Source organism: Alloalcanivorax profundimaris (assembly GCF_015265435.1).
Classification (GTDB): domain Bacteria; phylum Pseudomonadota; class Gammaproteobacteria; order Pseudomonadales; family Alcanivoracaceae; genus Alloalcanivorax; species Alloalcanivorax profundimaris.
On the sequence record NZ_JABJWH010000020.1, the window covers coordinates 381,597 to 400,373 of the forward strand.

General features: G+C 67.7%; 22 protein-coding genes. 11 read left to right on the forward strand and 11 right to left on the reverse strand.

Annotated elements, in window-relative coordinates:
• Window positions 1-708: aminotransferase-like domain-containing protein (locus tag HMJ39_RS18905; protein WP_323370895.1), on the reverse strand; the 708-nt coding region annotated here is incomplete at its 3' end.
• A gap of 119 nt (window positions 709-827) precedes the next feature.
• Here HMJ39_RS18905 and HMJ39_RS12165 point away from each other — a divergent pair.
• The 3 genes from HMJ39_RS12165 (at window position 828) to HMJ39_RS12175 (ending at window position 3,206) form a co-directional block, all read left to right on the forward strand.
• A complete protein-coding gene (locus HMJ39_RS12165; protein ID WP_194297521.1) occupies window positions 828-1,265 on the forward strand; it encodes a carboxymuconolactone decarboxylase family protein in 438 nt (145 codons plus the stop codon).
• A 14-nt stretch (window positions 1,266-1,279) separates the two neighbouring features.
• A complete protein-coding gene (locus tag HMJ39_RS12170; protein WP_194297522.1) occupies window positions 1,280-2,548 on the forward strand; it encodes a glycerate kinase type-2 family protein in 1,269 nt (422 codons plus the stop codon).
• Window positions 2,549-2,630: 82 nt separating this feature from the next.
• Window positions 2,631-3,206, forward strand: coding sequence for an NnrU family protein (locus HMJ39_RS12175; protein WP_161384624.1), 576 nt, complete (start codon window positions 2,631-2,633; stop codon window positions 3,204-3,206).
• 8 nt (window positions 3,207-3,214) lie between these two features.
• Here the strand turns inward: HMJ39_RS12175 and HMJ39_RS12180 are convergent, their stop codons facing one another.
• The 6 genes from HMJ39_RS12180 to merT all read right to left on the reverse strand — a co-directional run bounded on the left by HMJ39_RS12180 (window position 3,215) and on the right by merT (window position 8,905).
• The gene (locus HMJ39_RS12180; RefSeq protein ID WP_194297523.1) at window positions 3,215-5,629 is read right to left on the reverse strand and encodes a TonB-dependent siderophore receptor; all 2,415 of its coding nucleotides are present in this window, start codon (window positions 5,627-5,629) and stop codon (window positions 3,215-3,217) included.
• A gap of 394 nt (window positions 5,630-6,023) precedes the next feature.
• Window positions 6,024-7,673, reverse strand: coding sequence for a mercury(II) reductase (merA, locus tag HMJ39_RS12185; RefSeq protein WP_008957401.1), 1,650 nt, complete (start codon window positions 7,671-7,673; stop codon window positions 6,024-6,026).
• Window positions 7,666-7,911, reverse strand: coding sequence for a mercury resistance system transport protein MerF (gene merF / locus HMJ39_RS12190; protein ID WP_008957402.1), 246 nt, complete (start codon window positions 7,909-7,911; stop codon window positions 7,666-7,668). Before merF (HMJ39_RS12190) ends, merA begins: the two co-directional genes overlap by 8 nt.
• Window positions 7,912-7,984: 73 nt before the next feature.
• A complete protein-coding gene (gene merF, locus HMJ39_RS12195; protein ID WP_008957403.1) occupies window positions 7,985-8,242 on the reverse strand; it encodes a mercury resistance system transport protein MerF in 258 nt (85 codons plus the stop codon).
• A gap of 2 nt (window positions 8,243-8,244) precedes the next feature.
• The gene (gene merP, locus HMJ39_RS12200) at window positions 8,245-8,541 is read right to left on the reverse strand and encodes a mercury resistance system periplasmic binding protein MerP (RefSeq protein WP_006911918.1); all 297 of its coding nucleotides are present in this window, start codon (window positions 8,539-8,541) and stop codon (window positions 8,245-8,247) included.
• 13 nt (window positions 8,542-8,554) lie between these two features.
• Complete coding sequence (merT, locus tag HMJ39_RS12205; protein WP_008957404.1) at window positions 8,555-8,905, reverse strand: mercuric ion transporter MerT; 351 nt, start codon at window positions 8,903-8,905, stop codon at window positions 8,555-8,557.
• A gap of 73 nt (window positions 8,906-8,978) precedes the next feature.
• On the opposite strand from merT, the gene merR reads away from it, so the two are divergent.
• A complete protein-coding gene (gene merR, locus HMJ39_RS12210) occupies window positions 8,979-9,425 on the forward strand; it encodes an Hg(II)-responsive transcriptional regulator (protein ID WP_006911920.1) in 447 nt (148 codons plus the stop codon).
• A gap of 78 nt (window positions 9,426-9,503) precedes the next feature.
• On the forward strand, window positions 9,504-10,805 hold the full coding sequence (locus tag HMJ39_RS12215) for an ISL3 family transposase (protein WP_022997615.1): 1,302 nt from the start codon (window positions 9,504-9,506) through the stop codon (window positions 10,803-10,805).
• On the opposite strand, the gene HMJ39_RS12220 is transcribed toward HMJ39_RS12215, so the two are convergent.
• Genes HMJ39_RS12220 through HMJ39_RS19235 form a run of 3 tightly spaced genes read right to left on the reverse strand, consistent with a single transcriptional unit; the run spans window position 10,802 to window position 12,337 of the window.
• A complete protein-coding gene (locus tag HMJ39_RS12220; RefSeq protein WP_256245866.1) occupies window positions 10,802-11,803 on the reverse strand; it encodes a FecR domain-containing protein in 1,002 nt (333 codons plus the stop codon). The two genes, HMJ39_RS12215 and HMJ39_RS12220, sit on opposite strands and share 4 nt — an antisense overlap.
• Window positions 11,800-12,177 carry a sigma-70 family RNA polymerase sigma factor gene (locus tag HMJ39_RS12225; RefSeq protein ID WP_456061963.1) on the reverse strand — a complete coding sequence of 126 codons (378 nt, stop codon included), beginning with the start codon at window positions 12,175-12,177 and terminating at the stop codon, window positions 11,800-11,802. The genes HMJ39_RS12220 and HMJ39_RS12225 overlap by 4 nt, the downstream gene beginning before the upstream one ends.
• Window positions 12,178-12,184: 7 nt before the next feature.
• Window positions 12,185-12,337, reverse strand: coding sequence for a hypothetical protein (locus HMJ39_RS19235; protein WP_456061964.1), 153 nt, complete (start codon window positions 12,335-12,337; stop codon window positions 12,185-12,187).
• 203 nt (window positions 12,338-12,540) lie between these two features.
• On the opposite strand from HMJ39_RS19235, the gene lptM reads away from it, so the two are divergent.
• From lptM to HMJ39_RS12245, 4 genes are read left to right on the forward strand one after another with little or no spacing between them, the layout of a single operon-like run.
• Window positions 12,541-12,723, forward strand: coding sequence for an LPS translocon maturation chaperone LptM (lptM, locus tag HMJ39_RS12230; RefSeq protein ID WP_194297525.1), 183 nt, complete (start codon window positions 12,541-12,543; stop codon window positions 12,721-12,723).
• A complete protein-coding gene (gene lysA, locus HMJ39_RS12235) occupies window positions 12,723-13,964 on the forward strand; it encodes a diaminopimelate decarboxylase (RefSeq protein ID WP_161384629.1) in 1,242 nt (413 codons plus the stop codon). The genes lptM and lysA overlap by 1 nt, the downstream gene beginning before the upstream one ends.
• Before the next feature lie 16 nt (window positions 13,965-13,980).
• Window positions 13,981-14,817, forward strand: a complete 837-nt coding sequence (locus tag HMJ39_RS12240) for an HAD-IIB family hydrolase (RefSeq protein WP_194297526.1) — start codon at window positions 13,981-13,983, stop codon at window positions 14,815-14,817.
• Window positions 14,814-16,034, forward strand: coding sequence for a glycosyltransferase family protein (locus HMJ39_RS12245; protein ID WP_161384631.1), 1,221 nt, complete (start codon window positions 14,814-14,816; stop codon window positions 16,032-16,034). The genes HMJ39_RS12240 and HMJ39_RS12245 overlap by 4 nt, the downstream gene beginning before the upstream one ends.
• 28 nt (window positions 16,035-16,062) lie before the next feature.
• On the opposite strand, the gene HMJ39_RS12250 is transcribed toward HMJ39_RS12245, so the two are convergent.
• Complete coding sequence (locus HMJ39_RS12250; protein WP_194297527.1) at window positions 16,063-16,893, reverse strand: 23S rRNA (adenine(2030)-N(6))-methyltransferase RlmJ; 831 nt, start codon at window positions 16,891-16,893, stop codon at window positions 16,063-16,065.
• A gap of 314 nt (window positions 16,894-17,207) precedes the next feature.
• Between HMJ39_RS12250 and dapF the strand changes: the two genes are divergently transcribed.
• Window positions 17,208-18,062 (forward strand): diaminopimelate epimerase, encoded by an 855-nt coding sequence (gene dapF / locus HMJ39_RS12255; RefSeq protein WP_194297528.1) that lies wholly within the window; start codon window positions 17,208-17,210, stop codon window positions 18,060-18,062.
• Complete coding sequence (locus tag HMJ39_RS12260; protein WP_161384634.1) at window positions 18,059-18,772, forward strand: DUF484 family protein; 714 nt, start codon at window positions 18,059-18,061, stop codon at window positions 18,770-18,772. Before dapF ends, HMJ39_RS12260 begins: the two co-directional genes overlap by 4 nt.
• Window positions 18,773-18,777: the final 5 nt, after the last annotated feature.

Genomic DNA, 18,777 nt, shown 5'->3' on the forward strand with positions numbered 1-18,777 from the left:
GTCCACGCATACCCCCTGCTCGTCCACCGGCACGCCCACCACGGTGGCGCCGCGCTGTTCGAACACCGCCCGCGCCGGTGGGTAGCCCGGCTCCTCCACGGCCACCAGATCGCCGGGCCCCACCCTCACCCGGGCCAGCAGGTCCAGCCCCTGCTGAGCGCCCTGGGTAACCAACACCGACTCCGGCCGGCACGGCAGGCCGCGGCTGTAGCCCAGGTAATCGGCGATGCCGGCGCGCAGGGCCGGTTGCCCCACCGGATCGCCGTACAGGGTGGTGTCGGCGGCCTGGTCGCGCAGGGCGCGCTGCACCGCCCGGCGCCAGGCCGGCCAGGGCAGCAGGGCCGGATCGGTGACGCCCCCGGCGAAATTATAGCCGCCGAGCCGTACCTCGCCCCACGTCGCCGGCGCCCGCCAGTGGGCGCCGGGGCCGGCGCCGGCGGTGGGCCCGCTTTCCCGGGAGACCGGCAGGTTCAGGCGCGCCACGAAGGTGCCACTGCCGGTGCGCGCCATCAGGAAGCCCTCGGCGATCAGGCGTTCGTAGGCCTCCACCACGGTCTGGCGGCCCAGGCCCAGCTCGGCGGCCAGGGCCCGGCTGGGCGGCAGGCGTTCGTCCGCCACCAGGCGCCCGTCCAGCAGCGCCCGCCGCAGGGCGCGGTAAAGCCGGTCCCGGCGCGGGCCGTCGCCGTCCAGGGTGAGATGGAGCCGCACATTGGTCTCCTCTGCGTGATTGAATTGGCTCTTATTCGCCGACCAATACCCGCCTAGAGTGCGCAAAGGCGGCGACGGCCACAAGCGCGCCGCCTTTCCCTTTCTTCAGGAGGAGCCCCATGGAAGCCCGTTTCGACTTCTATCAGGCCTCGCCGGACACCATGAAAGCCATGTTCGCCACCCAGAAGGTGATCCAGGCCACTGGCCTGGAGCACCGGCTGGTGGAACTGGTGAAAATTCGTGCCTCACAGATCAACGGCTGCGCCTTCTGCATGCACATGCACGCCGCCGACGCCCGCCAGCACGGCATTCCCGACCATGTGCTGGACACCGTGGCGGGCTGGCCGGAGGCGCCCTGGTTCAGCGACCGGGAGAAAGCCGCCCTGGCCTGGACCGAGCGGCTCACCCGGCTCAGCGAGCCCGCCGACGACCGTCACGACTACGACCGGCTGGCCACCCACTTCAACGAGAAGGAACGCACCGATCTCACCTATGTGATCGGCGTCATCAATATGTGGAACCGCTTCAGCGTGGGCTTCCGCCGCGAGCCGGAATAACCGAAGCTGACGGGATGGACGATCCCCGCGCTTTTCTCGAATCCCTGTTCCGGGCCGCCGTGACGGCGGCCCTGCCGGAACACTGCCTGCCACCCCATCTGCCGGAACCGGCGCCGGGGCGTACCCTGGTGCTGGGCGCCGGCAAGGCGGCGGCGCGCATGGCGGCGGTGCTGGAACAGCACTGGGCCGGCGACCCGGCACGCCTGGAGGGGCTGGTGGTGACCCGCCATGGCCAGGCGGTGCCGACCCGCCATATCGAGGTGGTGGAAGCCGCCCACCCGGTGCCGGACGCCGCCGGTGAACGGGCCGCCCGGCACATGCTGGCGCTGACCCGTGGCCTCACCGCCCGGGACCGGGTCATCGCGCTGATCTCCGGCGGCGGTTCCGCCCTGCTGCCGTTGCCGGCGCCGGGGCTGACCCTGGCGGACAAACAGGCCCTGAGCCGGGCGCTGCTGCGCAGCGGCGCCACCATCGCCGAGATCAACACCGTGCGCCGGCACCTGTCGGCGATCAAGGGTGGGCGTCTGGCCGCCGCCTGCCACCCGGCGCCGGTGCACAGCCTGCTGATCTCCGATGTGGCCGGCGACGCCCCCTGGGACATCGCCTCCGGGCCCACCGTGGCCGATCCCACCCGGCGCCAGGACGCGCTGGCCATTCCGCGCCGTTATCACATCGAGATCCCAGCGGCGATGCGCGCCCACCTGGAGAGCCCGGACAGCGAAACCGTGAAACCGGACGATGAACGTCTGGCCGGCAACCGGGTGACTCTGACGGCCAGCGCCCAGACCGCCCTGGAAGCCGCCGCCGACACCGCCCGGGCCGCCGGCGTCACGCCGCTGATTCTCGGCGATGGTCTGGAAGGCGAAGCCCGGGAACTGGGCCGGGCGCTGGCCGGCATCGCCGCCCAGGCGCGCCGCCACGGCCAGCCGGCGATGCCGCCCTGCGTGCTGCTCAGCGGCGGCGAGACCACCGTGACCGTGCGCGGCCGGGGCCTGGGCGGGCGCAACGTGGAAGGGCTGCTGGGCTTTGGCCTGGCCCTGGGCCCGGTCCCCGGCGTGCACGCCTTGTTCGCCGACACCGACGGCGTCGACGGCGGCGCCGAACTGGCCGGCGCCTGGTGGACGCCGGACACCCTGGACCGCGCCGCCGAACGCGGCCTGGACGCCCGCGCCGCCCTGGACGACAACGACGGCCACGGTTTCTTCCAGGCCCTGGGCGACAGCCTGGACAGCGGCCCCACCGGCACCAACGTGAACGACTTCCGCGCCATCCTGATCACCTGAGCGCGCGCCGGTCAGTGACCCGCGGAGCGCCGGTCGGCTATGCTCGCCGGAGACTCAGCCACCGATAAGAAGGAAGCCGGTCATGACCATAATGATTCTGGGGCTCGTCGTGTTTCTCGGCGTGCATTCGATCCGCATCGTCGCCGAGCCCTGGCGCCAGGCGCGCATCCGTCAAATGGGCCTGATGGCCTGGAAGGGGCTGTACTCCGTGGTGGCCCTGATCGGGCTGGTGCTGGTGATCTGGGGCTACGGCCAGACCCGGCTGGATCCGGTGTGGGTGTGGCAGCCGCCCACCGCCCTGCGCCATCTCACCCTGTTGCTGATGATCCCGGCGATGATTCTGCTGGTGGCCGCCTATGTGCCCGGCAACGCCCTCAAGGCGCGGCTCGGCCACCCCATGCTGCTGGCGGTGAAGGTGTGGGCCCTGGCCCACCTGCTGGCCAACGGCCGGCTAAGCGACATCATCCTGTTCGTGGCTTTCCTGATCTGGGCGGTCCTGGCGTTCCGCGCCGCCCGGCGCCGGGAGCCGGCCGCCGGTGGTGGCGGCCGGGGCGCCGCCACCCTGATCACCATGGTGCTGGGCCTGGTGCTGTACGGCCTGTTTGCTGGCGTGCTGCACGCCTGGCTGATCGGCGTGCCGGTGATGCCCGGCGCCTGACGCCCGCCTCAGAAGGCGTGGCGCAGGCTCAGCGTCACGCTGCGCGGCGCGCCGAAGTAGGTTTGCCGGGTGCCACCGATGGTGGCGTAGTAGTACTCGTCGAAGACGTTGTCCACGGTGAGCGTGACCTCGGAACCGGGTGCGTAGCGGTAGCCCGCCTGCAGGGTGGTGACGGTATAGTGCTCCTGAGTGGCGCGGATGCCCTGGGTCTCGTACCAGATCTGGCTTTGCGAGCGCACCCCGCCGCCCACGGACAGCCCATCCAGGGGCCCCGGCGCGAAACGGTAGCGGGTCCAGAGGTTAAAGGCGTGGCGCGGCACCTGGCTGTTGAACACGCCCTCCCCCCCTTCCTTGAACTCGGTGTCGGTGTAGGTGTAGCCGGCCTTCAGGTTCCAGCGCGGCAGCAGCTCGCCGCTGATCTCCAGTTCCCCGCCCTCGCTGACCACCTCGCCGGCGGCGATGGCGTAGCCGGCTCCCGGCGGCGCCGCCGGATCGGTCATCGAGCGGTTGCGGTCCTCGATGCGGAACAGCGCCGCCTGGGCGGTGATGCGCCGCGTCAGCCCTTCGGCCTTGAGGCCGATCTCGTACTGGCGGCCCTCGCGGGGTTCCAGGATGTCGTCGTTGCGATCACGGCTGGTCTGCGGCGCGAAGATGGTGCTGTAGCTGGCGTAGGCCGAGAGCCGCCGGGTCAGATCCTGGACGACGCCGGCGTAGGGCACGAACTCCCGGGGCCGGCTTTGCTCCGCCTGGTCGTTGAGACGATCCTCGGTGTTCCACCAGGCCAGTTGCCCGCCCAACAGCACCGTGGTGTTTTCCAAGGGGCGCAGGCGCACCTGGCCGTAAAGCGCGGACTGCTCGGTGGTGGCCTCGGTGGTGCTCTGCACCGCCAGATCCGGTTCCGGCACATGCACGTCCGGGTTGAAGATGTCCTGGTAGACGATGCCCTGGCCGTAGCTGGCGGCGTTGTAGCCCACGTCCCGGCGGTTCCTCCGCCAGTTGGCGCCCACCAGCAGTTCGTGCTGGCCGCCGAAGGCGGCGAACGGCAGGTTCAGGTGGGCGTCCACGGCGGTGTCCACTTCCTCGGTTTCGATGGCGATGGGCAGCATGCCCACCTGGCCGGTGTTGGGGTCGATGGGCGTGGCGCCCCAGCCCAGGTGCTTGCTGTCCGCGCGGCGCCGCAGCCGGCGGGCGCTCACCGTGGCGCGGCCGCCGTTTTCCAGGGCGTGGGCCAACTCGGCGAACACGCTGGTGGTGGCGTCATCCTTGTAACCCCAATCCGCGCCCACGAAGGTGGAGCGGGACAGATGCGCCAGCTCGCCGTCCGGGAGAATCGAGACCCCGTAGAAGGGCCGGAAATCCCCGCTCTGGTGAGCGGCGCCGGCGGTCAGCGTGGTGCGGTCCGTGAGGTCGTAGGCCAGGGTGCCGTAGACCACTTTCTTTTCCGAATAAACGTAGTCGGTGAACGACTGACTGTCGTCGTACACCGCCACCGCCCGGCCGCGCAACCGGCCGCCTTCGCTGAGCGGGCCGGTGACGTCCAGCTCGCCCCGGTAGGCGTCCCAGGAGCCGGCGGACAAGGCGCCGCTGGCCTGAAACTGACGGCGGGCGCGCTTGCGCACGAAGTTCAGGGTGCCGCCGGGGTCGCCGGCGCCGTCCAGCAAGCCGGTGGGGCCGCGCCAGATTTCCACGCGGTCGTAGAGCGCCATGTCGAAGAAGCTGGTGGTCCAGGTGCCCTGCCCGGCGCCCACCGGCATGCCGTCGATCTGGTAGCTGTTGAAGTCATAGCCCCGGGACGAAACGTTGTCGGTGCCGGTGCCATAGCCGGCCACCGTGATGCCGGTGGCGTAGCGCATGGCTTCGGCCAGGGTATGGGCGTTCTGCTCATCGAGCTGCTGGCGGGTGATCACCGACACCGACTGCGGCGTCTCGCGCAGGGAGCGGGCGCTCTTGCCGATGGTCACCACCTCGGCGGCGTAGGCCCCGCTGTCCTCGGTGCGGCCCGGGTCGGCGGCCAGCCCGGTGCCGCGCACGGACACCGGCGCCAGCCGGCGCGCCTGGGAGGCGCGCACGGTGACCGTGCGCGGGCCCTGGAAGTCGGCGTACAGGCCGGTGCCGGCGAGCAGTTCGGCGAGCCCTTCCCGGGGGCCGTAGCGGCCGCGCAAGCCGGGGCTGGTCTTGCCGGCGGTGAGCCCGGCGTCGATGGACAGCTCCAGGCCGGCGGCCACGGCGAAGCGGTTGAGCACCCGATCCAGGTCGCCGGCGGCGATGTCGAAGCGCTGGCGGGCGGTGTGCGCGGGCGCCTCCGCCGGCGCCTGGGCGCGGGCCGGGGCGGACATCAGCAGGGCCGGCACGACGGCCAGCGTGGTGGCGCCCAGCAGGACGGCCACGGCGGAGCCGGCGGCGCGGCGCAGGAATACGGTCATGGGATCCCCTCTCGATCACATCGGAATTCAGTGTCTTCTACTGGTTTTCCGAACGAGGGCGGCGATCCCTCAATCTTTTTTCGGGTATCCGGATTATCTGGTTGGTATGCGAGAGCGAAAGGTGGCCGACAAACTCAACCCACAACGGATTAGCTGGTTGATGGCTCGCTGAGTACGCTCACTTGCTAGAGAGCAGATACTTCACCAAACAGGCGATGCCCAGGACCAGTAGCAATAGTAGGGCAATTCCGATCACTGGCATTATCCAGCCCATCGCCCCCATCATCCCGCAATCTGGTAGTGTCGTGTTCATCGTGACAGGGCTCCCTGTGGTGTCCATGCCCAAAACCCGTGGTGCCGCCGCCCAGTGGCACCACGGTCGCGCTCATATCGTTCACCCGGCACAGCAGGACAACTGCGTCACATCCTTGGTGAAAGTCTGGGCACAGAGCTTGAGCCCTTCCACCATGGTCAGGTAGGGAAACAGCTCATTGGCGATGTCGTGTACGGTCATGCGTGCGCGTAGCGCCATCACCGCCGTCTGGATCAGCTCACCGGCTTCCCCCGCCACCGCCTGCACCCCCAGCAACCGGCCCGAGTCGCGTTCGGCCACCAGCTTGATGAAACCACCGGTGTCGAAATTCACCAGCGCACGCGGCACGTTTTCCAGGTCCAGCTCACGGGTATCGACGCTGAAGCCTTGCTCGATGGCCTCGGCTTCCGTCAGGCCGACGGTGGCCACCTGGGGGTCGGTGAAGATCACCGCCGGCATGGCGCTCAGGTCCAGGGTGGCTTCGCCCCCGGTCATGTTGACGGCAGCCCGGCTGCCCCCGGCGGCGGCGACATAGACGAACTCCGGCTGATCGGTGCAGTCACCGGCGGCATAGAGCCCCGGCACCGTGGTGTGCAGATGCTCATCGACCAGAATAGCCCCATGTGCGGTTTCCACGCCGAGGCTCGCCAGGTTCAGGGCCTCGGTATTGGGTGTCCGTCCGGTGGCCACCAGCAGTTGATCCGCCCGCAAGGTGCCGGCGTTGGTGTCGACAATGAATTCATTGTCGGTGTAGTCCACACGGCTCGCCTGGGTCTGCTTGAGGACCTCGATGCCCTCGCGGCGAAACGCCGCCTCCACCGCATCCCCTACCGCCGGGTCTTCCTGGGAGAGCAGGCGGCTGCGGGCCAGCACCGTGACCCGGCTGCCCAGCCTGGCGAAGGCCTGGGCCAGTTCCAGGGCCACCACCGAGGCGCCGATCACAATCAGCCGCTCGGGAAGAGTGTCCAGGGCCAGAGCACTGGTAGAGGTCAGGTAGGGGGTGTCGGCAAGACCCGGGATCGGCGGTACTGCCGGTCGGGCGCCAGTACCGATGAAGGCGCGGTCGAAGTGGACGACCTGCTCGCCGCCCTCGTTCAGCTTGACCATCAGGCTATGGGCATCGATAAACCGGGCCTCGCCGTGCAGGACAGTGATGGCCGGGTGGTCGCGCAGAATCCCCTCGTACTTGGCGTCACGCAGTTCCTCGACACGTCGCTGCTGCTGCTCGAGCAGCTTGGCCCGATCCACCACCGGCGCCTGGGCGCTCAGGCCTGCATCGAAGGGACTTTCCGTACGCAAGTGGGCAATATGGGCCGCGCGAATCATGATCTTCGAAGGCACACAGCCTGTATTGACACAGGTACCGCCGACGGTGCCGCGTTCGATCAGGGTGATCCGGGCGCCGCGCTCGGCGGCCTTCAGGGCCGCCGCCATGGCGGCGCCGCCGCTGCCGATCACCGCGATGTGCGGGGCGTCTTCATCACGGCCCTTGGACACCGATGCGCCTGCCGGGGAAGTGGGCCCACTGTTGGCCAGTCGAGCTTGGTAGCCAAGTCGGGTCACGGCAAACGTCAACGCCGAGGCCGGTGTCCCCGGATCAACGGCTACCGATGCCGTCCTCTGAGGATAGGATACCTCCACCGACTGCACGCCGGGCAGCTTCTCCAAGGCTTCCCTGACATGATCCGCACAGCGGTCACAGGTCATGCCGCTCACGTTGAGTTCAATCATCACGTTTCTCCGAGTCTTCATTAGTAAAGCCGGCATCCTGCTTCCGCTTGTGGTATCGCGCGTAGAGAGGTAAGCCGATGACGATGGCCAGGACGGCAAACAGCAGGTAATCGAGATAGCCTGCCAACGCGGCCAGGCCCGCCGTACCGAATAGCACCAGGGCGATTGGCCCGGCGCAACACAGCACCATCAACCCGGTGCCAAGCACGACGCTTATAAATTTCTGCGAATCTTTCACGCTTATTCCTTCACCGTGACGGACAAGCTCGTAAACAACTCACCCGATGACCGCGATGTGCAGCTGCTTGATGTCACTCAGGGGGCGTATTCCTTGATTTGATAGAGCCGTTGTCACAACAGGCGTCGAACTGCTTCTTACGCCAAATCGCATAAATGGTCAGGCCGATGAAGAAGGCCAGGGCCGGCAATAACACAACGTCGAGATAGCCCGTCAGCGCCGCCAGGCCCACCGTGCCAAGCAGGATCACCAGGATCGGCGTAAAGCAGCACAATGCCACCAGGACGGTGCCGATCACGCTCACGCGCAGCAGGGTCTTGGGATTCTTCATGATCACTCTCGATCCGCTTGCGAGGATGTCGGGGTTGATGGATACCCAGCGTTGGTGGTGGCCTCGGTCAATGCCTCCACCGACGTTCGGGCGTCGTCAAAGGTGACCACGGCCTCGAGATCCGCGTAGCTCACGTCGACTTGCGAGACGCCGTCCACCTTGTTGAGGGCGGCCTTGACGGTGATCGGGCAGGCGGCACAGGTCATGCCCGGCACCGACAGCTTCACGGTCTGCAAGGCCGCTAAGGCGGGCGTGCTGAGCAGGGCGAGTAGCGCGATGAAGGCGAAACGAGCTTTCATGGTAGATCTCCTTTTAATAGAACAAGGGCAAGACGTAGGGGAATACCAGGGCGATTAGCACCAGCAGCGATACGAGCCAGAAGATCGCCTTGTAGCCCGTCCTGACCCGTGGCACGGCACACACCTCTCCCGGCTGGCACTTTTCCACTGGCCGAAAGACGCGACGCCAGGCGAAGAACATCGCCACCAGCGCGACGCCGATAAAGAGCGGGCGATAGGGCTCCAGCGACGCCAGATTGCTGATCCAGGCGCCGGAAACGCCCAGCGTGATCAGAACCAGCGGGCCGAGGCAACACGCCGAGGCCAGGAGGGCCGCGACTCCTCCGGCGGCCAGGGGCCCTCGCCCCGTTTTAGGTGTCCGCATTGACGATTCTCCTTTCGGGATGGGGGGAGCTACGATAAGGTTACTTCCGTAGCTTGGTACGGAGTCAAGCATCATGAAGAGACATGCAGATAAAGTGGCGGACACCATGACCATTGGCGGCCTGGCCAAGGCGGCCGGCGTCAATGTCGAGACAATCCGCTATTACCAGCGACGAGGGCTATTATCGGAGCCCGAACGCCCTCCCGGAGGTATTCGACGCTATAGTGCCGCCGATATCGACAGGTTGACGTTCGTGAAAACGGCGCAGCAGCTGGGCTTTAGTCTGGATGAGATCAGTGACCTACTTCGGCTGGAAGATGGCGCCCACTGTCAAGAAGCCAGTGCTCTCGCAGAGCACAAGTTAGGGGACGTTCGCGAGAAGATCGACAGGCTTGAAAGAATTGAGAAGGTGCTGAGCGAAATGGTCGACCGATGCCATGCACAACAAGGCAATATCACTTGCCCGCTAATTGCGTCATTGCATGAAGGGCTCAGAGAAGCAGAAGACCCAAGGGAGTAACTCACCTTCAGTTCGTAGAAAACAACGCGGTCAAAGAGTCGCGATCATCTATAGACCATGTCGACAAGGAAAGTTTGCATGACCAGCTTGCCTGACAACATCCTTCACCTTCCCGAGTACCACGTCCTAGCCACCAAGATGGAAGAGCATGATCTCCACTACCAGGTTGAAGCTCCTGAGCCTCTAGCTTGCGAGGAATGCGGCGTTGAGAGTGAGTTTGTCAGGTTCGGTAAGCGCGATGTGGCCTATCGCGACCTACACATCCACGGAAAGCGGGTCACCCTCTGGGTGGTCCGTCGCCGCTACACCTGCCGGGCGTGTGGAAGGACGTTCCGGCCAGCTCTTCCGGAAATGGTAGACGATCACCGCATGACGCGGAGGCTTTACAACCACGTCGAGAAGGAAGCCTTCAATCACCCCTACGCCTACGTGGCTGATACCACGGGCCTCGACGAGAAGACTGTCCGCGAGATATTCAAGAAGAAGGCTGAGTTCCTGGCAGCCTGGCATCGCTTCGAGACACCCCGCTGCCTGGGGATCGACGAGCTGTACCTGAACCGCCGCTACCGCTGCATCCTGACCAACCTGGAGGAGCGTACCCTACTGGACCTGCTGCCCGGTCGCCAGCAGGACGCGGTGACGAGGCGCCTCATGAGCATGACCGAGCGCCACCAGGTCGAGATCGTCAGCATGGATATGTGGAAACCGTACCGCCGTGCTGTCCAGGCGGTGCTGCCGCAGGCTCGCATTGTGGTCGATAAGTTCCACGTCGTGCGAATGGCCAACGAGGCCTTGGAAAAGGTCCGCAAGGGGCTCAGGAAAAAGCTGACGTCCAACCAGCGCCGAACCCTCAAGGGTGACCGGAAGATCCTGCTGAAGCGCGCTCACGATGTCTCAGATCGCGAACGGCTCATCATGGAGACCTGGACAGGGGCATTCCCCCAGCTCTTGGCGGCCTACGAGCACAAGGAGCGGTTCTTCCACATCTGGGACGCCACAACCCGGCGTGACGCCGAGAAGGCGCTGACTGCCTGGATTGACGACATCCCACAGGGGCAAAAGGAGGTCTGGAAAGATCTCGTCAGTGCTATCAGTGGCTGGCATGAGGAGATGCTGACCTACTTCGAGACCGACATCCCGATCACCAACGCCTTCACGGAGTCAATCAACCGGCTGGCCAAGGATAAGAACCGCGATGGCCGTGGCTACTCATTCGAGGTGATGCGGGCCCGGATGCTCTACACCACCAAGCACAAGAAGAAGGTGCCGCAGACCAAGGAATCCCCCTTCCTGGGCAAGGCCACCATGACCTACAGCATGGGTCTTCCCGAGCCTGAGATAAACTACGGCGTCGATCTATCAACCTTCTGGGAGAGTTAAGGGTTCGAAGGAGCAAGGGGGCTCCATCTACCACTTAATCCGGATACCCCTTTTTTCTCGATGCGAATCCACAGCGGCGTGTAATGGCGCACCCGCACCGGCAGGGCCCGGGCCAGGGCGTCCAGTGCCCGGTCCGTGTCGGTGAGCGAAAACACGCCGGTGACCCGCAGACCGGCCACCTCGGGCTGGTAGTGCACCAGCCCGTGGCGGTAACGGGCCAGTTCGCCGGCGAATTCCGCCACGGTCATGCGCTCCGCCACCAACTGCCCCCGTTGCCAGGCCGGCGCTTCCTCGGCGAGCGGCCGGGCGGCGCCCACCCGGCCGGCGCGGAAGGCGGCGCCCTGGCCGGCGTCCAGGCGCACCGGCCGGGCCTCGCCGCCGGCGCGCAGCGACACCGCTCCCTGGTACACCGCCACCCGGGTGTCCCGGTCGGTGCGGCGCACCGTGAAGCGGGTGCCCAGGGGCCGTACCGCGCCGTCCCGGGTACGCACCCGGAAGGGCCGGCCATCGCCGTGGCCGGTGGTCACCAGCACCTCGCCCCGGTGCAGGCGGATCTCCCGGCCCCGGTCGTTGAAGTCCACGTCCAGGGCGGTGTCGGTGTTGAGCACCAGGCGGGTGCCGTCGGCCAGGGTGTGGGTGGCGGTCTCGCCCACGCCGGTGGCCAGGTCCGCCCATTGGCGCCGCCACAGGCCCTGGCGGGCACCACCGTAGCCCAGGGCGCCCACGGTGAGCGCCGCCGCGCCCAGGCCCAGCACCTGGCGCCGGGTCAGAGGCGCGCGCCGGGCCAGCAGATCGCTACGGGCGGCGTGGGCCGGCACCGAACGCAGGGCGCCATCCAGCTCCAGCAGGCGCCGCCAGACCCGCTCGTGGCGCGGGTCCGCCCGGCGCCAGGCGTCGCAGGCGGCGCGATCGGTGTCGTCGACGTCATCGCGGCCCAGGCGCGCCAGCCAGCGGCTTGCCTCGCGCACCAGGGCCGGGTCCAGCAGGTCGTCGCTCACGGGCGGCGCTCCAGGGCGGCGCGCAGGCACACCGCCAGTCCCCGGGCGATGTACTTCTCCACCGAGGACACGGACACCCCCAGGCGTTCGGCGATGGCGGCGTAGGAGAGCCCTTCCAGGCGGGACATCAGGAAGGCGCGGCGGGGCTTGTCCGGCAGGCGGTGCAACAGGGCGTCGATTTCCACCAGGGTTTCGATCACCTGGGCGCGGACCTCCTCGGAGGGCGCTTCCGGCTCGGGCAGATCGCGCAGGGCCTCCAGATAGGCGGCCTCGATACGGCGGCGGCGGAACAGGTCGATCATCAGCCCCTTGGCGATGCGGGTCAGATGCCGGCGCGGCTGGTCCCGGTCCGGCAACCGGCCGCGCACCAGCACGCGCAGATTAGGTGTCCTGGGCGAGATCGGCGGCGGTGTGGGAACAGCCCACCCGGGACCGCAGCCAGCCGGACAACCAGCCGTGGTGGTCGGCGTACAGCAGGCCCAGTTCCCGGCGCAGGCCCGCTTGTGCTTCGTTGCCTTCCGCTCCGTCCGTCATAGGAAGGCCGCGCGGCCCTCGACCGATTGCCATTGGAAAGAGCGGGCAATATAAATAATAACCATTCTCACGGCAAACCAGGGCACCGCCCCGGCCGGGCTCCGACATTTTTTTCACGGCCGGGGCACTGATACGCCGCGCCAGAGCGGCTATACTGCCGGGCTCACGGACCCCGACCTTACCGCTGAACCCGGAGTTTCTCGATGCGCGCATTCGGTGTAGTGATGATCACCGCGCTGCTGGCCGGTTGTGGCCAGAAAGGGCCGCTGTATTTCGCGCCCCAGGAGCCCGCCCGGGCGGCACCGCCGGCCCAGGACACGCCCGCGGCCACGTCCGACGACGAGGACGCCGACGGCAAACAGGACGACGACTCGGAACAAGACTGATGGATCCTTTCTCCTATCGCGACGGCACCCTGTTCGCCGAGGAAATGCCGGTGGCCCAGCTGGCGGAGCGCTTCGGCACGCCGCTGTACCTGTATTCCCGGGCGGCCCTGGAGGACCGTTACAACGCCTTCGACGAAGCCTTCGGGGATCACCCGCACCGCGTCTGCTACGCGGTGAAGGCGAACAGCAACCTGGCGGTGCTCAACGTGCTGGCGCGCTGCGGCGCCGGTTTCGACATCGTTTCCGGCGGCGAACTGGAGCGGGTGCTGCGCGCCGGCGGCGACCCGGACAAGATCGTGTTCTCCGGGGTCGGCAAGACCGCCGAGGAAATGGCCGCCGCCCTGAAGGCCGGCATCCACTGCTTCAACGTGGAATCCGCCGCCGAGCTGGAACTGCTCAACCTGGTGGCCGGGGAGCTGGACACCACGGCGCCGATCTCGATCCGCGTCAATCCGGACGTGGACGCCCAGACCCACCCGTACATCTCCACCGGGCTCAAGGAAAACAAATTCGGCGTCGACATCCAGAAGGCCCCGGCGCTGTACCAGCGCGCCGCCGAGCTGCCGCACATCACGGTGCGCGGCATCGACTGCCACATCGGCAGCCAGTTGACCCGGCTGGACCCGTTCGAGGACGCCCTGGAGCGGGTGCTCAAACTGCTCGGCGAACTCCAGGACCTGGGCATCGAGATCCACCACCTGGACCTGGGCGGCGGCCTGGGCGTCACCTACCGGGACGAGACCCCGCCGCCGGCCTCGGACTACGTGGCGGCGCTGCTCAAGCACATCCCCGGCGAACTGCCGGTGCACATCGAGCCGGGCCGCTCGATCGCCGCCAACGCCGGGCTGTTCCTCACCCAGGTGCTGTTCCTCAAGCCCACCGAGCACCGCAACTTCGCGGTGGTGGACGGCGCCATGAACGACCTGATCCGGCCGAGCCTGTACGCCGCCTGGCAGGACATCGTGCCGGTGACGCCCCATGAGGCGGACTGCCGCGACTGGGACATCGTCGGGCCGGTGTGCGAGACCGGTGACTTCCTGGGCAAGGACCGCGCCCTGGCGCTGGAGCCCGGCGACCTGCTGGCGGTGCGTTCCGCCGGCGCCTACGGCTTCGCCATGGCCAGCAACTACAACAGCCGCAACCGTCCCGCCGAGGTGATGGTGGACGGTGATCAGGCATTCCTGGTGCGCGCTCGGGAGACCCTCGAGGATCAGTTGCGCCTGGAAACCCTGCTCCCTTGAGACCGGGAACGCCGCCATGATCCTGGATCGCCGCCTGCTGGTATTCACGGATCTGGACGGCTCCCTGCTGGACCACCACGACTACGACTGGTCGCCGGCGGCGCCCTGGCTGGAAAGGCTGGCCGCCGCCGGCGCCGCGGTGATCCCGGTGACCAGCAAGACCCGCGCCGAGCTCGCCGGCCTGCGCCGGCAACTGGGCCTCACCGATACCCCCTTCGTGGCCGAGAACGGCGCCGTGATCGGCTTGCCCACCACCTGGCGACGCCCGGACGACCCGCCCGCCGATGTGGATGGTCTTACCCTGCTTACCCCCGGTGACGATGCCGCCTCCCTGGCCGACCGCCTGCACCGGCTGGCCGCCGAACAGGAGGCCCCGGTGCGTCTGCTGTCGGAACTGGACGACGCCGAGGTGGCGGAGCTCACCGGCCTGTCCCTGGAAGAGGCGGCCCTGGCCCGCCGCCGGGAGGGCAGCCAGCCGCTGCTCTGGGACGGCGACGAGACCGGTTGGCGACGCTTTTGCATGGCCCTGGAACGGGACGGGCTGACCGTGGCCCGGGGCGGGCGCTTCCACCATGTGATGGGGCGCGCGGACAAGGGCCGGGCAGTGCGCTGGCTGGCCGAGCGCTTCCAGGCGCGGCACCGGATGCGGCCCGCCACCCTGGGCCTGGGCGACGGCCCCAACGACATCCCCCTGCTCACCGCCACGGATCGGGCGGTGCTGATTCGCGGCGCCCACGGGCTGCCGGTGACGGTGCCCCACGGTGCCCTGTACCGCACCCGGCACAGCGGCCCCCGGGGCTGGGCGGAGGGGCTGGACCACTGGTTGGGCAATTCCTTGGAGGACGGCGGATGAGCGATTTCTACCAGAACGGCGTGATCACCAATTTCCACAATCTGAACCAGCGTTCCCTGGAGGATCTGGAGCGGGAGCTGGTGCGCTGCGCCCGTCGCCGGCCCATGGGCCTGATCCTGCCGTCACTGTATTCGGAGCTGGAAGGGCCGGCGCTGAGCCACATCGTCGACGAGCTGGCGCGGGTGCCCTACCTCAACGAGATCATCATCGGCCTGGACCGGGCCGACCGGGACCAGTTCCTGCGCGCCCGGGAGTTCTTCTCGCGCCTGCCCCAGCACCATCGCATTCTGTGGAACGACGGCCCGCGCCTGCGCGCCCTGGACGCGGAGCTGCAAACCGAGGACCTGGCGCCCTCGGAGCCGGGCAAGGGCCGCAATGTCTGGTACTGCGGCGGCTACGCGCAGATTTCCCGGCGCACCGAGGCGGTGGCCCTGCACGACTGCGACATCGTCACCTACGACCGTGGTCTGCTGGCGCGGCTGATCTATCCGGTGGCCAATCCGCAATTCAATTACGAATTCTGCAAGGGCTACTACCCGCGCATCGCCGACGGCAAGCTCAATGGCCGGGTGGCGCGGCTGATGGTGACGCCGATGCTGCGCGCCCTGAAGAAGATCTACGGCAACCTGCCCTACCTGGAGTACCTGGACAGCTACCGCTATCCGCTGTCCGGGGAGTTCTCCATGCGCACGGACCTGCTGGAGAGCATCCGTATTCCCAGCGACTGGGGCCTGGAGATCGGCGTGCTTTCCGAGGTACACCGCAATTACTCCACCAAGCGGCTGTGCCAGGTGGACATCGCCGACGCCTACGACCACAAGCACCAGCCCATGTCCGAGGACGACCAGGGTGGCGGCCTGAACCGCATGAGCCTGGACATCGCCAAGGCGTTGTACCGCAAGCTGGCGACCCTGGGGGTGCAGATCAACGCGGAGGATTTCCGCACCATCAAGGCCACCTATTACCGTATCGCCCTGGATCTGATCGAGGCCTACTACAACGACGCCTTGATGAACGGCCTCAAGCTCGACCGGCACAGCGAGGAGCAGGCGGTGGAGCTGTTCGCGGACAACCTGATGGTGGCCGGGCGGGCCTTTCTGGAGCATCCCCGGGACAAGCCCTTCATTCCCAGCTGGAACCGGGTGCAGGCGGCCTTCCCGGATCTGCTGGATCGCCTGCACGAGGCCGTGGAACTCGACAACGCCGGGGACGTTTGAAGGGTTGGTCTCTCCATCTGGGCCGCTCCTACTGAGACAGAACCAACTGCTGGCCGCCGCCGCCCTGATTAAGGGTGCGGTGCAGGACCGGCAGGGCCGCCCGCAGTTGCTCGCCCAGGGTCCAGGGCGGGTTGAGCACCACCATGCCGGAGCCGGTCATGCCGCGGGCGCCGCCGTCGCGGAGCACGCACAGCTCGGCGCGCAGGTGCTTGGGCGCCAGGGCCATCAGCCGGGCGGCGAAGCGGTCCGCGCGGCGCCGCTCCAGCACCGGGTACCAGATCGCGAAACAGCCGGTGTTGAAACGCCGCAGCCCCTCCTCCACCGCCGTCAGGGTGGCGGCCTCGTCGCCGCCCAGTTCATAGGACGGATCGATCAGCACCAGCCCCCGTTTGTGGGCCGGCGGCAGCAATGCCTTGATGCCGGCCAGGGCGTCCTGTTTGACCACGCGGACGCGCCGGTCGTCCTGGAAACGGGTTTCCAGCAGTTCGAAATCGGTGCCGTGCAGTTCGGTGACCTGCAGGCGGTCCTGCTCGCGCAGCAGGGCGGCGCTGATCGCCGGCGAGCCGGGGTAATGGCTGAGCGCGCCCGGGCGACTGAAGCCGGCCACCACATTCAGATAGCGGTTGATCAGCGGCACCTGGAAGCGCTGCTCCCATAACCGCCCGATGCCGTCCCGGTATTCCCCGGTTTTTTGCATGTGGGCGTCTTCCACCGCATACAGGCCGGCGCCACCGTGGGTATCGTGGATCACGAACGGCTTGTCCTTGAGGCGCAGGTGATCGAGCACCGCCACCTGGATCATGTGCTTGAGCACATCGGCGAAGTTGCCGGCGTGGTAGGAATGGCGATAGGAAAGCATGGGCGCATCCGCGGCGTTGGGGGCCGCCCATTGTAGGTAGGAGCGGCTTCAGCCGCGACCGGCTTTTCGGGGCAGTTGAAAATTCAAAGTTAAAAGTTGAAAGGGCGAGGCGCCGCACGCCCTTCCCGCGGCCAGGTGGCCGGTCAGAGCGCGGGTTACCCCTGAACGCGGGCACGGCCGCGCCGCCCCAGCGTGCCTCGGGCGCGTTTCAACTTTTAACTTTCAACTTGTAACTCACCCTCCCCACCCTGTTCCCGCGCCGGCGCGGGCCGTACAATGGTGCGCCTCGATGAACTTGCCCGGCGGATTCTCCCATGCGCCTCCGTTTCACCAAAATGCACGGCCTCGGCAACGACTTCATGGTGGTCGACGGCCTGTCGCAACCCCTGCCCGAGGACGGCCCGCCGCTGTCCGAGGCGGACCTGCGGCGCCTGGGCGACCGCCACTTCGGCGTCGGCTTCGACCAGTTGCTGGTGGTGCAGCCGCCGCGCCACGAGGGCGTGGACTTCCGCTACCGGATCTTCAACAGCGACGGCTCCGAGGTCAGCCAGTGCGGCAATGGCGCGCGCTGCTTCGCCCGCTTCGTGCGCGACCAGGGCCTGACCCGCAAGCATGAGATCCGGGTGGAAACCGCCGAGGGGCTGATGACCCTGAAGGTCACCGACGACGGCCTGGTGACCGTGGACATGGGCGCGCCGCGCTGGGCGCCGGCGGCGATCCCGTTCCAGGCGGACGCCGAGGCCGACACCTATATTCTGGTGGCCGGCCAGAACGCTTACGAGGTCTCCGCCGTGGGCCTGGGCAACCCCCATGTGGTGCTGCTGGTAGAGAACGTGGACACCGCCCCGGTGGCCACCCTGGGCCCGGAACTGGAACGCCACGAGCGCTTCCCGGAGCGGGTCAACGCCGGCTTCATGCAGATTCTCAACCGCCGCGAGATTCGCCTGCGGGTGTTCGAGCGCGGCGCCGGCGAAACCCTGGCCTGCGGCTCCGGGGCCTGCGCCGCGGTGGTGTGCGGCCAGCGCCGCGGCCTGCTGGACGCCACCGTCACCGTGCACTTGGCCGGCGGCACCCTGCAGGTGCACTACGACGGCCACGGCGGCATCCGGATGACAGGCCCCGCCAGCCGTGTCTATGATGGCGAAATCGACGTGGAGGCCCCCGCATGACCGACGAGACCCTGCCCGGCGCCGATCAGGTGGCCGCCTACCTGCGCCGCCACCCGGAATTCTTCCAGGACCGGCCCGATCTACTCGAATTGATGCGCCTGCCGGACCCGCGCGGCCCGGCGGTGTCGTTGCTGGAGCGCCAGGCCTCGATCCTGCGCGACCGCAACCAGGAGCTGCGCGAGCGGCTCAACGGCCTGATCGACGTGGCCCGGGAAAACGACCTGCTGTTCGAACACACCCGGCGCCTGACCCTGGCGCTGCTGGAGGCGCGCAGCACCGACAAGCTGCTGCGCCAGCTGCTGCGCGGCCTGGAGGACGAGTTCCGCTGCGACACCGTGTCCCTGCTGCTCCACGACCGGGAAGCCAAGCTGCTCGGCGAGGTGCGCAAACAGGTGCGTTTCATGGATCCGGACGACCTGCCCAGCGCCCTGGGCCCGCTGCTGCGCACCGGCAAGGCGGTGTGCGGCATCCTGCGCCAGGCGGAGCTGGAAGCGCTGTTCCAGGACCAGGCTGAAAAGGTGAAATCCGCCGCCGTGGTGCCCCTGGAACACAACGGCCGCCTGGGCGTGCTGGCCATCGGCAGCGCCGACGCCATGCACTTCCGCAGCTCCCTGGGCACCCTGTTCATCACCCACATCGGCCAGGTGCTCAGCCGCCGGCTGGTGGAAGTGAGCGGCCCCGCCGCCGCCCGCCACGCGCAACGCGCCTGACCGCC

Excerpts from the sequence above, each read along its gene's own strand:
- HMJ39_RS12260 (WP_161384634.1), top strand. The coding sequence starts at position 18,059 with ATGACCGACGAGACCCTGCCCGGCGCCGATCAGGTGGCCGCCTACCTG.
- merR (WP_006911920.1), top strand. The coding sequence starts at position 8,979 with ATGAAGAGACATGCAGATAAAGTGGCGGACACCATGACCATTGGCGGC.
- HMJ39_RS12240 (WP_194297526.1), top strand. The coding sequence starts at position 13,981 with ATGATCCTGGATCGCCGCCTGCTGGTATTCACGGATCTGGACGGCTCC.
- merT (WP_008957404.1), bottom strand. The coding sequence starts at position 8,905 with ATGCGGACACCTAAAACGGGGCGAGGGCCCCTGGCCGCCGGAGGAGTC.
- HMJ39_RS12250 (WP_194297527.1), bottom strand. The coding sequence starts at position 16,893 with ATGCTTTCCTATCGCCATTCCTACCACGCCGGCAACTTCGCCGATGTG.
- dapF (WP_194297528.1), top strand. The coding sequence starts at position 17,208 with ATGCGCCTCCGTTTCACCAAAATGCACGGCCTCGGCAACGACTTCATG.
- lysA (WP_161384629.1), top strand. The coding sequence starts at position 12,723 with ATGGATCCTTTCTCCTATCGCGACGGCACCCTGTTCGCCGAGGAAATG.
- HMJ39_RS12170 (WP_194297522.1), top strand. The coding sequence starts at position 1,280 with ATGGACGATCCCCGCGCTTTTCTCGAATCCCTGTTCCGGGCCGCCGTG.
- HMJ39_RS19235 (WP_456061964.1), bottom strand. The coding sequence starts at position 12,337 with ATGACGGACGGAGCGGAAGGCAACGAAGCACAAGCGGGCCTGCGCCGG.
- merF (WP_008957403.1), bottom strand. The coding sequence starts at position 8,242 with ATGAAGAATCCCAAGACCCTGCTGCGCGTGAGCGTGATCGGCACCGTC.
- lptM (WP_194297525.1), top strand. The coding sequence starts at position 12,541 with ATGCGCGCATTCGGTGTAGTGATGATCACCGCGCTGCTGGCCGGTTGT.
- HMJ39_RS12165 (WP_194297521.1), top strand. The coding sequence starts at position 828 with ATGGAAGCCCGTTTCGACTTCTATCAGGCCTCGCCGGACACCATGAAA.
- HMJ39_RS12175 (WP_161384624.1), top strand. The coding sequence starts at position 2,631 with ATGACCATAATGATTCTGGGGCTCGTCGTGTTTCTCGGCGTGCATTCG.
- HMJ39_RS12215 (WP_022997615.1), top strand. The coding sequence starts at position 9,504 with ATGACCAGCTTGCCTGACAACATCCTTCACCTTCCCGAGTACCACGTC.
- HMJ39_RS12245 (WP_161384631.1), top strand. The coding sequence starts at position 14,814 with ATGAGCGATTTCTACCAGAACGGCGTGATCACCAATTTCCACAATCTG.
- HMJ39_RS12180 (WP_194297523.1), bottom strand. The coding sequence starts at position 5,629 with ATGACCGTATTCCTGCGCCGCGCCGCCGGCTCCGCCGTGGCCGTCCTG.
- merA (WP_008957401.1), bottom strand. The coding sequence starts at position 7,673 with ATGATTGAACTCAACGTGAGCGGCATGACCTGTGACCGCTGTGCGGAT.
- merP (WP_006911918.1), bottom strand. The coding sequence starts at position 8,541 with ATGAAAGCTCGTTTCGCCTTCATCGCGCTACTCGCCCTGCTCAGCACG.